At 45.9% G+C, this 15,034-nt stretch carries 9 protein-coding genes; 2 read left to right on the top strand and 7 right to left on the bottom strand.

The genetic code is table 11. The features are described from left to right. Nucleotides 1-66: 66 nt before the first annotated feature. The 4 genes from csdE to L3V36_RS18475 all read right to left on the bottom strand — a co-directional run bounded on the left by csdE (nt 67) and on the right by L3V36_RS18475 (nt 3,159). The gene (csdE, locus tag L3V36_RS18490; protein ID WP_017087709.1) at nt 67-495 is read right to left on the bottom strand and encodes a cysteine desulfurase sulfur acceptor subunit CsdE; all 429 of its coding nucleotides are present in this window, start codon (nt 493-495) and stop codon (nt 67-69) included. A 73-nt stretch (nt 496-568) separates the two neighbouring features. Beyond that, entirely contained in the window at nt 569-1,378 is an 810-nt protein-coding gene (gene tcdA / locus L3V36_RS18485) for a tRNA cyclic N6-threonylcarbamoyladenosine(37) synthase TcdA (protein ID WP_102447186.1), read from the bottom strand. A 113-nt stretch (nt 1,379-1,491) separates the two neighbouring features. Then, nucleotides 1,492-2,604 (bottom strand): murein transglycosylase A, encoded by a 1,113-nt coding sequence (gene mltA / locus L3V36_RS18480; protein WP_102447185.1) that lies wholly within the window; start codon nt 2,602-2,604, stop codon nt 1,492-1,494. 81 nt (nt 2,605-2,685) lie between these two features. Further along, nucleotides 2,686-3,159: a DUF2850 domain-containing protein gene (locus L3V36_RS18475; RefSeq protein WP_004735194.1), complete on the bottom strand. Its 474-nt coding sequence runs from the start codon at nt 3,157-3,159 to the stop codon at nt 2,686-2,688. 163 nt (nt 3,160-3,322) lie between these two features. Here L3V36_RS18475 and argA point away from each other — a divergent pair, with 163 nt between their 5' ends. After that, the gene (gene argA / locus L3V36_RS18470; RefSeq protein WP_004735193.1) at nt 3,323-4,660 is read left to right on the top strand and encodes an amino-acid N-acetyltransferase; all 1,338 of its coding nucleotides are present in this window, start codon (nt 3,323-3,325) and stop codon (nt 4,658-4,660) included. Between the two features lie 283 nt (nt 4,661-4,943). Then, complete coding sequence (locus L3V36_RS18465) at nt 4,944-5,135, top strand: hypothetical protein (protein ID WP_004735192.1); 192 nt, start codon at nt 4,944-4,946, stop codon at nt 5,133-5,135. Between the two features lie 81 nt (nt 5,136-5,216). Here the strand turns inward: L3V36_RS18465 and recD are convergent, their stop codons facing one another. The 3 genes from recD to recC form a co-directional block, all read right to left on the bottom strand. Beyond that, a complete protein-coding gene (recD, locus tag L3V36_RS18460; RefSeq protein WP_208775216.1) occupies nt 5,217-7,427 on the bottom strand; it encodes an exodeoxyribonuclease V subunit alpha in 2,211 nt (736 codons plus the stop codon). After that, nucleotides 7,424-11,098, bottom strand: coding sequence for an exodeoxyribonuclease V subunit beta (gene recB / locus L3V36_RS18455; protein WP_208775197.1), 3,675 nt, complete (start codon nt 11,096-11,098; stop codon nt 7,424-7,426). Before recB ends, recD begins: the two co-directional genes overlap by 4 nt. 408 nt (nt 11,099-11,506) lie before the next feature. After that, nucleotides 11,507-14,983: an exodeoxyribonuclease V subunit gamma gene (gene recC / locus L3V36_RS18450; RefSeq protein WP_208775199.1), complete on the bottom strand. Its 3,477-nt coding sequence runs from the start codon at nt 14,981-14,983 to the stop codon at nt 11,507-11,509. Nucleotides 14,984-15,034: the final 51 nt, after the last annotated feature.

The following is a 15,034-nucleotide window of genomic DNA, read 5'->3' as shown; positions in this document are numbered from 1 at the left end:
GTAGCGAGATTATTTAGGGTTGGCGTTTAGCGTCAACCCTTTTCGTTTCTGTGTATCTAAGAGATATTAAGCACTTAGCTCTTGGATTTGAGCAACGATCGCTTTTAATCCGTTCCCGCGAGATGGGCTAAGGTGGGTAATTAAACCGATTTGTTCAAAGTAACCATCAATATCGAACGCTTGAACCTGCTCTGATGTTTTTCCATCATACGCAGCCATCACTAATGCAATCAGACCGCGCACGATACGAGCATCAGAATCAGCACAAAAATACCAAACACCGTCGATGTTCTGAGAAACTAGCCAGACTTGGCTTTCACAACCAGAAACTACAACCTGCTCACTCTTCAGCTCATCAGGCATGCTAGGTAATTTCTTACCCCATTGAATCACTTGGCGATAACGATCTTCCCAGCCGCTGAATGTCTGCATCTTCGCGACAATATCATCACTGGTAATTTCAGTGCCGAATGGAGAGCTTGGGAATGACATCATTTTAATATCCAATAAATTATGACTAAATGTACAGGTGACAATGGTTTAGTGTTCTCAAGCAAATAATAGAGAACTACTTAGAGTGCTTTTGAATCAGCTTTTCAACAATACGTGAAACAGCCACAAAACCAAAAGTCGCAGTAACTACTGTCGCAGCGCCAAAACCCGTCGCACAGTCCATGCGTTTTGGACCTTCCGCTGTTGCTTTCGCAGCACATACACTGCCGTCGGCTTGAGGGTATTTCAGCTGTTCAGTCGAGAACACACAATCGATACCAAACTTACGCGCAGGGTTCTTAGGGAAATTATGATGACGACGAAGGGTGTCTTTTAGCTTCTTCGCTAGCGGATCTTGAATCGTCTTAGTCAGATCGGCCACTTTGATTTGAGTCGGGTCGACTTGCCCACCCGCGCCACCGGTGGTGATCACCTTAATTTTGTTACTACGACAATATGCCAACAGTGAAGCCTTAGCTTTCATACTATCAATCGCATCTAACACAAAGTCGAACTCTTTCGATAGGTATTCAGCCTGATTATCAGGACCAATAAAGTCGTCAATCAGGTTCACTTTACACTCAGGGTTAATCAGTTTGATGCGTTCTGCCATCACTTCGATTTTGCTCTTACCGACGGTACCCGACATTGCGTGGATTTGACGGTTGATGTTAGTCAGACACACATCATCCATATCGATCAAAGTCAGCTCACCTAAACCGGTACGAGCAAGCGCTTCAACAGCCCATGAACCTACACCGCCAATACCGATCACACACACGTGTGCTGCTCTAAGTATGTCGACTTCATTATTGCCATATAAGCGACGAGTGCCACCAAATCGTTGGTCATAGTTTTCTGAAGCTGGAGTGGTCAATTCACGCATTGTTGCCGCCAATTTATTTCTGAGAAAAAGAAAAGAGTGCGTTTTATACGCACTCTTGATTTAAAAGTCTAGGGGATTAGCGATTCGCTTTCAATGCCCTATTTTATTGTTGTTTACTCGACCTTTTCAGGAGGCAAAGCCCAAGGCGCTTCGGTTGCACTGCCATCTAAGCCAAGCTTCCATACACGACCAAAATGCTTGTAATGACCCGCTTCAGTTCCTGCTCTTGGCCCCATACCGTGGTAGAGATCCAAATGGTTCTGCTTAACTGCGCCACCGGTATCCAAAACCAGTAACAGTCTTAGTTGGTGCGCACCGCTCCAAGTACCGTCTGCATTCAATAATGGAACCTCAGCCAGGATTGGCGTCCCCATAGGCAATATAGAGCGATCGCCCGCGACTGCCGCCATAGGTAATAAAGGAATGCCCGCGCTGCCCATTACTGACAGGTCGTCTCTCGCTTCAAAAAACACGAAAGATGGGTTTTGCTCAAGCAGCTCTTTGACTACTTCAGGATCGTTTGCCAATACCCACTCTTTGATTGCTTTCAGTGACATTTTTTCGCGTGGAACTAAGCCTCGCTCGATCAAAACACGGCCAATGCTCACGTAAGCTTTATTGTTCTTACCCGCGTATGCGAAATACTGCAACGTATCGTCATCACCGAAATGCACGAATCCACTGCCCTGCACTTCCATCATAAATGGATCGATGCGGTTCGCCGAGTAACCTAACTCAAGGCCCTGGCGTTCTAATGCACCGTTGTAGATTTCTTCGCGGGTTGGACACTCTTTATCGCACTCTGGAAGTCCATAAACAGGGAAACGGTATTCTTCACTGGCTTCGTGGCGTAGCTCCATTACAGGAGAAAAGTACCCCGTGAACAAAACGTTGCCTTGCTTATCACCACCACCCAATTGAGCAGTTTGAACGCCAAAGTTAGCGAGCTCGCTTGGATCTCCACTTTGCATCGCCCACTCATTGAGTTGCTGATAAAGCGGCTCATAGATTTTAGCCATCGAAGGGGATTTAGAAACCACCATTTCAGCTTGCTCTGCAAATGCGGTGTAGTCTCTTGGTTTATTGGATTCAACCTGATCGACCTTATTTAAGGTGCGGGGAAATTCGTCATCAAGGTGTTGTTGAGCAAGATCAGTCGGTTGAGCACAGCCAAATAAGAAAGAGGCAGCGACAAGGGGAAGCCATTTTTTAATCACAAGAGTCATCCTAAAAATTCTATGCATCGAGGATGACAAAAACAGTCAGATAACACAATCGTAGATTGTAAGAGTTTACAATAAGATAACCTATCGGACTGAGTTCTCGATATGGCCTTTAAGACGGAAGACGGGATTGTAGTGATTATCAGAATCGAGCACCATTTCTGTGTTGTCAGAATTGGTCATGCGGAAGCGATAGGTTTTATCACCCGCTTTATATTCGAAGTAGTTACCATCAAAGTCAAAACTCGTCGAAACAACAGACCCACGCACTGACACGCCATTAGCATTTAGTCGAAATTCGTCTGTCGCATAATGTGCAACGTCCTGCTCTACCCACGTACCGTATATCAGATTGTCGGGCGTTGCCGCATCTTGTACTCGGGAAAGCACATCACCGAACAAGGAAACCACAGCAAACGATCCCACCAAAGCTAAAACCATTAAACAGCGTTCAATAATCTTACGCTTCAACTTAGATTGATTGCGTTGCTCAACTTCACTGTAGAGGCCTTGGGTAATCTCATCGATTTTGTTCTTTGTTGCTGGAGCTTGTTGCATTCGGTTACGACTCATAAAGATGCTATATGCATTCTACACTGAGACAGTTTATATAATGAACCCTAGATGAGAATAGTTTGCGCTTTATTCCAAAAAAGGTGCTGTTTATATTTGAATTTAAATGCTAAATTAGCGAATAAATAAACACAAATGGACTTGTTCTGTGAAATTAAGAAGTACAGCGCTAGTAAAAGGTTTCAGACAATCAACCCCTTACGTGAACGCTCACCGTGGCAAAACCATGGTTATTATGCTTGGTGGCGAAGCCGTTGCCGATAGAAACTTTGGCAACATAATTAGCGATATAGCCTTACTCCACAGCCTTGGGGTAAAAATTGTTCTCGTTCACGGAGCAAGACCACAGATCAACCAACTATTAGCAAGGCAAGATTGCCACACGCCTTACCATAAGAATATTAGAGTTACTGACGAATATTCTTTAGGTGTCGCGATGCAGGCTGCTGGCCAACTACAACTTGCCATCACAGCTCGACTTTCAATGAGTCTAAACAACACCCCGATGGCAGGCACTCAACTCAATGTAATGAGTGGTAACTTCATTACCGCTCAGCCGCTAGGTGTCGATGATGGTACGGATTATTGCCACAGCGGCCGTATTCGTAGAATAGACATCGAAGGGATTAATCGCACACTTGACCAAGGTTCCATCGTCCTTCTTGGGCCTATTGCTAGCTCCGTGACTGGCGAAAGCTTTAACCTGCTTTCTGAAGAGGTCGCAACCCAAGTTGCTATTCGTTTAAAGGCCGACAAGCTGATTGGTTTTTGTTCAGAGCAAGGAGTAACCGATGAAAGCGGTAATGTACTCGCCGAACTCTTCCCTAAAGACGCCAAGCAAATTCTAGAACGCTTAACGGAATCTCAGAACCCTAAAGAAGATATGAGCACTGGTACGTTACGCTTCTTAAAAGGTGCTATCTCTGCTTGTCGTGCTGGAGTGCCTCGTTGTCATCTAATCAGCTACAAAGTGGATGGCGCATTAATTCAAGAGCTATTCTCTTTTGATGGTATTGGCACCCAAGTGGTCATGGCAAGTGCCGAGCAAGTAAGACAAGCTCAGATTGATGATATCGGTGGCATCTTTGACCTCATTCGTCCACTGGAAGAACAAGGCATCTTAGTTCGCCGTTCAAGAGAGCAGTTAGAGCAAGAGATCTATCGCTTTACCATTATCGAAAAAGACGGCCTAATTATTGGTTGCGCTGCGCTATACGCGTACCCAGAAGACCACATGGCAGAGATGGCCTGTGTTGCTATCCACCCAGACTATCGCGATGGAAACCGTGGCCAGTTACTGCTGGATTACATGCGCCATCAATCAAAATCTCGTGATATCGACCAGATCTTTGTCCTTACTACGCACAGCCTTCACTGGTTCCGTGAGCAGGGGTTTTACGAGATAGGCGTGGACGAGTTACCGATGGAAAAACAAGGGCTATACAACTATCAGAGAAACTCAAAAATCTTAGCGCTAAACGTATAAATAAAGTTTTGGAGCGGAATCTCAATTTAATAGAAAAATAATTGCAAATGTAATCGTTTACTATATGAGGTTTATCAAATATGCACTTTCACTCACACGAATAATTGTATAGAATTTAGGCGCTTTATAATATTAACAAATGTTTTTATTGGAATTGCCATCTCGATAGTCATATCGAACTCATTGAGATGGTCACTGCACGGATTGCTATACCCGTTGACGGTCAGCATGCTAACCATTAGCTCTGCTCGTTAATATAAACAGCAAAAAGAGCAACATTGATATGAGAACCATTGTTTGTAACTCGCTGCAAAGTTTTTGGGATATGGCTGATAACCAATTCTTAGAAGGGCTAGACGTACACTGCGTGTTCCCTGTTAGCGAGAATCTAAAAGAGTTTATTTTGAATTGCCAAGCAAAGTACAAGATAAACCATATATCGTTTACTCGAGCGTTTTTAAGCAAAGAGTCTTAATAACGTTCAAAGCAACCAGGGATGGTTGCTTTGTGTTTATCTAGCTCTAAGTTCAAGCCCTTTTCTAGCGGCCATTAACGACTAATTCGTTAAGCGACTGCCTAAACCACTCACTCGCTCTGTTTTCACCTTAATCCCACGCTTCAACACATTTGTGTCGCTGAACATCATCAGTCGTTTCTTGGCACGTGTAATACCGGTATAGATAAGCTCTCGCGTTAAAATAGGGCTGAAATCCGGCGGCAAGATCATTAAGGTCAGATCAAACTCACTACCCTGAGATTTATGTATCGTCATTGCATAAGCCGTTTCATGATCGGGCACTCTGCTTGGTAACACAGCTTTCACGCTACCATCCGGCAACTCAAAATAGACCTTCAAGCGAGGTGCTGAATCAGGTTGGCTTGAATCCACCTCAAGCATACAGATACCAATATCACCATTGTACAAACCCAAGCCATGATCATTACGCGTCACCATGACTGGTCGCCCGTGATACCACAATTCATCGTTGTGCGGATTCACTAAACGTCTTGCGGCAAGCGCCCTTTCGATTCTGTGGTTGAGGCCTTTAACACCAAAATCCCCTTCACGAATAGAACACAATAGTCGACATTGACTGAACAAATCGAGCACCGACTTCGCTCGCGCTTCTTGGGTTTCTAGCTCTTCCAACGGCACATTCATTCGGTTGAGATACGCACCATACTCGTTAACCAAGGTACGCAGCATCAAATTATAGCTGTCACTCGACAGGAGATGATTTTCAATATCGCCAAAACCTTTGGCAAACACTTGGTCTACTTGATTCGCAGAACCATTATTGATTGCTTTTGCCAACTGCCCGATACCGGAACGCGCATCGAAGCGGTAACTCTTCTGCAGCATACACAAGCTGTCTGCAATCGCAGGCGGATTCACCGATCCAGCTTTGTCTTGTCTTGGTTTAGCTATCGCATCAAAGCCTGTCATCTCCGCAATCAAGTTTCCTTGCGCGCTGCTGTAACCAGCAGAGTTGAATGAACAGATATCACCGAGCACAGCACCTGCCTCTACTGAAGCGAGTTGGTCTTTATCACCCAATAAGATGAGCCTTGCGTGCTCAGGAAGTGCATCCACCAGTTTATACATCATCGACAGGTCAACCATAGAAGCTTCATCCACTACCAATATATCAAGGTGAAGTGGATTACGTCGGTTATGTCTAAATTCCGCTCGATTAGGAATCGCGCCGAGTAACCTATGTAAAGTACTGGATTCAGTCGGTATGTTGGCCTTTACTTCAGGTGCTAATGGCAGCTGCTCAATCGCTTTACCAATCGACTCAGTTAAACGTGCTGCCGCTTTACCTGTCGGTGCCACTAGCTTGATCGTCGGTGTTTTACCTTGGCTTAGCGATTGCTCGACCATAGCCGAAAGTAACTTAGTTACCGTGGTCGTTTTACCGGTGCCCGGTCCGCCAGAAATAACAGCAAAACGTCGACTTAACGCCACCGCTGCCGCCACTTTTTGCCAGTTCAAACATGCTGATAGCGGTACCAAACCGTCTAAAACATCTAAGTCCGTTACCTGCTTAGCTTGGACAATCGCTTCGTCGATTGCACCCCAATCCAAAGCCTGCTCATTCACAATATCTAGATGGTCACACACCAGTTGTTGGCGTAATACCTGAGACGTTTGTTGGTTTGCTTCAGCCTTGGCTAAGGCATTAAACAGAAAATGGTAACTGCGTGCGAATAGTTGATTGAGCGTTTCAGTCAGTGCCTTCTTCTGTTCAGTATTGAACTCTACTGGCTTACTTAAACGGTTTAGAGTTTCAGCCAACACAACCTCATAGTTCCAGTAACGCTGTAAGTAGACACGTTGCCCATCGAACATTAGCGGCTTAACACAATCATTGGTCGTACCCACTAAGTTAGATGATTGCAGAACAGTAGCCCAATCAATACCTAGCAATTTTTGGTTCAGTTGCAGTGCCGTTTCACCGTACAACCCAAGTAACTGAGCAAGATCCGCCGTTTGTTCAGGGCCTACCGTATACTGCTGTATAAGCTGAGTACAAATATGCCCCTTGCCTAATTCATGGCTCACGACCCCAGCGAGAAACCCTACCTCTTGAGAGTGACTCGTCGCTTGCTGAGAAATAAAACGGGCAAACTGATAATCCAGCTGACGAATTGAGCCCTTATCCGCTAGGAACTTGAGTACATCCATGAGCTGTTCAGGGATAAGTGAAACTGGCTTTACAGAGTTCGCTGTTTCTATGCTGGTATTAGTGGTCGTTGTCATTATAAAAGCCCCATCTGTCCAGTTTCATTGTCATTCAATTGTGCTGAACGTCTGTCTATCACTTTACCGTCAATCAATTGATCCATTTCATCGAGCAAAGCCAATGTGGGTTTAGCCGAGAAAATACCTTGTTGAGATTGGCCGTCCATTCCTCTTAAGAACAAGTAATAAACCCCACCGAAATGTTGTTCATAACTATAATCCGCAACGCGGCTGCGTAAGAAACGATGCAATGCCAACGCATAGATTTGATATTGCAGATCGTAGCGGTGGTCGGCCATCGCCGATTTCAATGCTTCACCATGGTAGACGGCAACGTCATCACCTAGATGGTTCGATTTCCAGTCGAGTACATAGTATTTACCTTGATGCTCAAACACCAAATCGATAAAGCCTTTCAGCATGCCTTGTACAGTTTGAAAACCTAGGTCACCCGCTTTTGCCGACAAGGGATCATGATACTGAATGGTTTGATTGAGCTCAGATGCAGCCAACACTTCGATCGGCAATAAGAATTCCATCTCGACCAATCGTTGCGTCGAATCTTTCTCGCTTAGCTTTAAGTTCTTACCATCCAACGCAGTGTTCAGCACTGTATCGACAAGCTGTTGAAGCACGGGTAGCCACTCTAGTTCGTATTGCTCCGACTCTAATAAGTGAGTGATTACTTGCGTGTTATGTTCGCTGGTTGCTGGCTCAGTAAACTCAACATCCTCAAACAAGGTGTGCAAGAAGGTACCTGGACGAGCGCCGCGAGGAAACGTGAATATAGAACGTTCAGGTTCTATCAACTCAGACTCGTCTTGTTCATCCGCCGAATCAATATCAAAGCCAGACACCTCAATGGTCGCATCATGGCTTGCTCCGTGGCTGCCCTGTTTGACTAGTCCTGAGTAACTGGTGATACGCCAAGCTCGGTCAATTGAAGCCTTGAGTTCACTGGCCTGTAAGTTGTCACTCACTTGCTCTGTTTGCACAAAAACATGATCGTGAGCAGTCGGAGTATCAGACAGTAATACGCTTGAATTCTTACCCTCAATCGCAGATAGAGCTTGATTCAACTCAACAATGCCTTGTTCTTGTCCGTTTTGAACCAAGTAGCCCATCGCACTTAAGTGAACGCCAGTTGGTTCTTTGGTTGAACGCCCTTTACGTAGCGGTGCCATGCCAATAAAACATCCATAAACAGCACGAGTCAGCGCCACGTAAACCAAACGTAAGTCTTCCGCTAATCGCTCTTTGTCGGCTTGCGCTAAAGCACTGTCGCTACCGGTAATATCAAGCACTGTGGTATCTGAATCGTGATCGTAGAACTTGCCTTCACTCGCTTCTCGGTAACTCGCAACGAACGGCAGGAATACTAGATCATATTCCAAGCCTTTCGATTTATGAATGGTAACGATTTGAACCAAGTTTCTTTCTGATTCAAGGCGTTGAATGTCGTCGTCACTGCCACCTAAACCATTTTGTGCATCTGATATCGCGTCTGCCAGCCAACGCAACAAGCCATAGTCACTGTCGAGTTCTTGTCTTGCTTGTTGCAACAATTCGCCAATGTGCATTAAATCAGTGAGTGAGCGCTCACCATTTTCTTCTTCCAGTAAGCGTTCCGCGAGATGTCGTTTACTGATCACACTGCGAAGCATTGGCAACACGCCGCGCTGAAGCCACAACTTGCGATATTCTCTAAACTCGTTAACAACGTTTTCCCAAACCACTTCATCGTTATTGAGTTCATCCAATGATGCGGCATCCAAAGCAAACAACTCTGAGGCCAAACTGGCGCGCAACGCACGGTCATTTTCAGGTGTCAGCACCGCCTGCAACAAACGTTGAATATCTTGTGCGACCAAGCTGGTGAACACGCTATCTCGGTTAGACAAATACACACTCGCAATGCCTTGCTCAGACAGCGCGTTCTTGATCAGACGACCTTCACTACCGGTTCGAACCAAAACAGCAATATCACCCGCATTCACGGCATGTTGTTTTTTGCCGTTATCAAAATAGGCTTGTTGATTTTGAGAGGCGGTCAGAATGGTTTGAATTTGACTCGCTGTCGCCTCGGCCATGGCTTTGTGATATTCGCCTTTCGGCAATGGCTTATCTTCCGCTTCTTGTAGCCAAAAGGTCAGTGCATGCTGGGTTTCTCCGTTCATCATCCATTGGCGTTTATCAGCCGATGGGCTAGCAGCAACGGGTAAGAATGGAATGTCTTGATCGTAGATAAACGGGCTATCCGAATTCATAAACACTTGGTTTACCGCGCTGACCATATCAGCACTCGAACGCCAGTTAGTCCCTAGCGTGTAGTGAGCACTAACTTGGTTTCTCGCTTTGATATAGGTAAAGATATCTGCGCCGCGGAAGCCATAGATAGCCTGCTTCGGGTCACCGATCATAAACAGACCACACTGCGGATTATCGAGGTAGATTCGGCTAAAAATACTGTATTGCAGCGGATCGGTATCTTGGAATTCATCGATCATCGCCACTGGGTATAAGGTTCGAATTCTCTCCACTAGCAGTGACTGCTCATCCACATCAATCGACGCGGATAACTGAGTCAACAAATCATCAAACGATAACCACTGCTTTTGCTGTTTAGCTTTGGCTAACATGGTTCGGCAATGGGTAATGGCATGCGCCAGCAATGGAGCTTTTAGATCTGCTGGAGAATTTAAGAAGTCCTCAATCGCTTCGAAAACGGCGTGCTGAGGTGCAGTGCCTTTCGGTGTTTTTTCAATTAAAGTGGCTTGTGAGAACTTCTCTAGTTTATCTGGAAACTGGTAATCATGAGTGTCGCTCTGCGCCCATGCCGTGACCGCTTCTAACCAAGTCGGTAAAGACTTCTTGGTGTAGCTGCGCTTGTTCACATCTGAACCTGAAATCAAAGCCAAAAAGTCCGCTTCGGATTCGCACCACAACGCCTTAAGTTGCTTCACTTTATCTAGGTTTTGATTGTGCAGAGTTTGCAGGTCGCCCGACATTGCTTCGACGGTTAGCTTTAGTGGAGAACCCGTCAGATAACGATTTACGTCAGCCAATAGAGAAGCGGGAGAACCCCAGATATTACGAACCTCACCTGCTAATTGAATTGGCAATGGGTAGAACTGTTTACGCCAATAGTCGGCAACCACTTGTGCTTTTAGGTGGCTTTCATCGGTCACAAATTCATTATCAAAGCGGCTTCCAGACTCGAAGGCATTTTGAGTCAACATTCGCTGACAGAAACCGTGAATGGTGTAGACCGCTGCTTCATCCATTTGTCTTTCAGCGTTAAGCAGAGTTTTAGCTGCGCCAGCATGATCATCGATGGCTTGTAACAAAGGAGCAATCACTGGGTCATCACTTTGCCCACGTGCAAACGCAATCCGTGCATCATGGATTCGAGCACGGATACGATCTCGCAGCTCAGCGGTAGCCGCTTCGGTAAAGGTCACCACTAGAATTTGGTCTACAGTTAGTGGCTCATGGTGTCGTGTAGCTTCCGTCAGATCACCTTGCGGCGCAGCAGTGCCGTGCCCCAGCAGTAAGCGCAAATACAAGCCAGCAATAGTAAATGTTTTACCCGTACCCGCCGATGCTTCAATTAAACGCGCGCCATGAAGTGGAAACGTCATGGTATCGAGTGTTTTTGGAGCGATTACCTGAACACTGCTTGTGGTCGTCATGCCTTACTGCCTTCTGATAAATGTGTTGTTACAAATGTGACCTAGCGTGGAAAACGTCATTCAATTTACGTCCTACGCTGATTTGTTAATAGTTAGTGCGATCTCTCTCACGGATCAATTCAGATCGCCTCGCTACTATGCGCCCACGAGTTCAGGAGCGCCTATGAGTTTTGTACTTTACGGCGTTACTTTGAACCACAGAATAATGGTCCCTCTGACCTGTGGCCGTACAGCGAACGCCCTACACTAATAATGATTTACTGGCGGCCACTTTATTTCCTGTACCTGCTTCCCTTTGCCTTGATTCCCTTCACTTTGAAAGCAGGCATCCCAAATGCTTACCAACGACTCTCTTTCGTCTTTCATTAATTCAGCGCACCCGCTATTGATCTTGTCGATCACAACCAATTACTCCTGATCTTCCAGATCGGCAGCTGCCAACCTTGCCGCCTGTAACACAAGCGTTGAATACATCCGTGACTCAGCAGCCAACTCATCGTCCCATTTAGACCAAATACGTGAGATGTAGGTATCTCTACCCTCGCCCGTAAAGGCGAAGCTATCATTAAAGGTATCGGCCATTTTCTTAAGGGACTTTTCTTCGTCATCGACCCACTTACCACGGCTAAAGCCAGCCTCAACGCCAGCCAATGCGGTTTTCGGGAAGTAAGGTAGCGGTGCTGTCATGCCTTGATAAAACAGTCGTACTAACTCTGCCAACAAGCTCTTCGCCTGCTGTGCATCGCCGATAGGTTGTAGCGTTTGGTGAACAACGCCCTCTTTTCTGTCATAGCCAATAATATGAGTCGTTTTTCCGTGTCCCATCACTGCACAACATAAATGATCAATCCACGCTGCCAAATAATCTTGAGAGCGTATTTTACCGCTACGGAAACGCACTAGACCTGATTGATAGTTTTGAGTTAACCAACCCATCAAACGAACAGGTTTGCCTTCGCCTAACACATCAAATTCGATATTCACTTCGAGATCTTGTTGCGGTGAGCCGCTCACAAATCGAATCTCTTTGGCTAAGTCTTCCGCTTGAACACGGTTGGTTTCAAATTCGATATCACCAAAGGCGCCGACCGGTAATCGGCCCTGTGCTTTTTGCTCAGAGACAAACAATCGAACCGCTTCGTCTGCACCTTCAGGGTGGTCTAGCAGCACTTGCAGCAAAGCATCCTTAAGTTGGAAACTCTCTAGTCCATTAAGTACGAATGGTTCATCATCTTCCATCACAGGAAGAGGAGGCTCAAACACCACTTTTAGACGGCGATTAAAGAAGTACTGAACCGGTAAGCGCCAGAAACGCTGTAACTCAACCAAGTCGAGTTCTAACGGATACGTTGCACCCAACAAGTAATCATCCAATGCGCGATTGAATTCACCACTGCGTTCACCGGAACGGTTAGCCGCTGGAAGCCACTCTTTGGCGTAGCTCAATACATGGCTCGCGTCACCTTGAGTAAACGCAGCGGGGCTGAACGGTGTCATGGTGTGTTCAAAGCTGATCGCTTGGGTCAGGTTGAGCCCAGAATCATCGCTTGGTAGTGATTGGTCTTCACTTAAGCAGTAGTTCTGTTGGCAGTACTCAATTAACTCTGAAACCAATACCGACGGCACTCGCTCGGTATTATCTTGAATTGAACGGCCGACATAACTGATGTACAAGCACTCTTGCGCCGACAACATCGCCTCTAAAAATAGGTAGCGGTCATCATCACGACGAGAACGGTCTCCTGGACGAGTGCGACCGTTCATCAAATCAAAACCTTCTGGGGGCATTGAGCGAGGGTAAACCCCGTCATTCATGCCTAATAGACAAACGGTTTTGAACGGAATAGAACGCATCGGCATCAAGGTACAAAAGTTAACTTGACCCGCTAAGAAACGCTGGCTGATACGCGCACCAGATAACTTATTATTGAGGTACTGGTAGATAATGCTTGGCGACAACTCTTGCTCGTACAGGGCATCATCAAGCTGTTCATTCAGTTGTGAAAGTGCATCACGAATCGACTTAAGTACCACCTCGCCTTCTAGTTCAACCGCAAAGAAGTCATCAATCATTTGCAGCAAGGTTTCACGCCACATATCGATTGATTGGGTTTCAGTTAGTCGTTGGCGGTAATGAGCGATACGGTCAATAAAGTGCGCTAACTTACCCGCAAGTTCGGCGTTAATGCCCTGAACTTCGTTATAAGCGGCAATTGGAGAGTGTTCGGTTTCAAACAAACCCGCAGAGTCCGACATCGCATATCCTAATAACATGCGCTGAATGCCAAATAGCCAGGTATTTTGCTCGGTTGCAGGTAGGTCAAATTCTGTCGCCGTTGAAGCGTCAACACCCCAACGAATGCCCGCTTCTTCAACCCATTGCTTGGCTTGCTCGAATTGAAACTCATCAATACCAAAGCGCGCCATCATTGCAGGAATTTCTAATAGCTCTAGTAACTCAGACGCTAAACAACGCGTATTCGGTAGCGCGACCAGCTGCATGAAGGCAGTCAATATTGGGCTTTCTTGGTCGGCGGTTCTATCTGAGATTGAATATGGGATATAGCGCTCACCCGGAGCATTACCAAATACCGCCTGAATCGCTGGGCTATAAGCATTAATGTCAGACACCATCACGATGATATCGCGTGGCTTCAGTGTCGGGTCAGCATCAAACATTGCCAACAGCTGATCATGAAGGACTTCAACCTCACGCATTGGGCTATGACAAGCGTGTACCGTCAACGAGCGATCACCTAGTTCAACCACCTGCTTATGGTTGCTGGAATCTAAGATGTGGTCGTCTTGATGCTCTTCTAACTGGAGAATGTCGGCTTGCAGTTGATGAAGCAGGTTATCCCTCTCAACATCAATAAAGAATTCATGTTCTTCGCTGTCTGATTGAGACAGCAAGAACAGGTTATCTCTACCCAATTTACCCATAGACGCAAGTAAACTATTACCGACGGCTTGGCTGGTGTGTAGTTCGTCTTCAACGTTGGCTTCAATGCCATCTTTCAATGGTGAGGCTTCGCCTTCAAGCTGAGGTAAACCATCAATCAAAGCAAACTGCTTGCGGCGCTGTGCTTCGACTCTTGCCAAGTATTTACGATCGCGAATATCGCCCCAGTAATGTTGGCAAGGATTGGTAAACATCAAGTGCACATCAATCTGCTCGCCAAGCGCTTTCAATGCATCCATGTAGCGAGGAGGCAACGAAGAAATACCAAACACAAATAAGCGTTTAGGCAGATGTTGCAGTTGACCTTGTTGCTTGGCTAGCGCTTCAATGAAGTCGTGATACAAGTTGCCACGGTGATATTTAGATTGGCCTTGAGACAAGGTTTTCTCATAGAGTGCTTGCCACAAAATCGGTTGCCAAGGGTGCTCTTGTTGTCCCTCATCATCGATAAGTTCTGCAACGGGCTCTCCCGCTTCCCACATCGCCATCCATTCAGGTCGATACACCAAGTAACCATCGAAGATATCGGCAATTTTTTCTGCCAATTGATACAACTTCGAATCATCTTCGTCGTTTTCAAGGTAGCGTTGTAGAGGTAAAAAATCAGGGTGGTCAAGCTTAGCGGGTAGCAAACTCATCAGCTTCCATGTCATCGCTTCCTTGTTAAAAGCACTGCGTTTAGGTACATCAGGAAGCACTTGGGTAAACATATCCCAAATGAAGGTTGCTGGAAGTGGGAAATCGATATTTGCTGCTACGCCAAACTCTTTGGCGAGTTCCATCTTAAGCCATTGAGACATACCTGGGCTCTGAACCAAGATCTGCTCTTTTTCGAAAGGATTGGCTAAAGGATCACTTTTGATTAAGTGAACGAGAAGGATTTTTAAAGTATCAACTTTATTGGAATGGTAAACAGTAAACAAAGTGCACTCACGCTAATCTTGCCACAATATAAAGCCAGATTAGCATAAGTG

It is taken from the genome of Vibrio sp. G-C-1 (assembly GCF_021728015.1).
Taxonomy (GTDB): domain Bacteria; phylum Pseudomonadota; class Gammaproteobacteria; order Enterobacterales; family Vibrionaceae; genus Vibrio; species Vibrio splendidus.
This window is presented reverse-complemented; position numbering and strand designations above follow the sequence as displayed.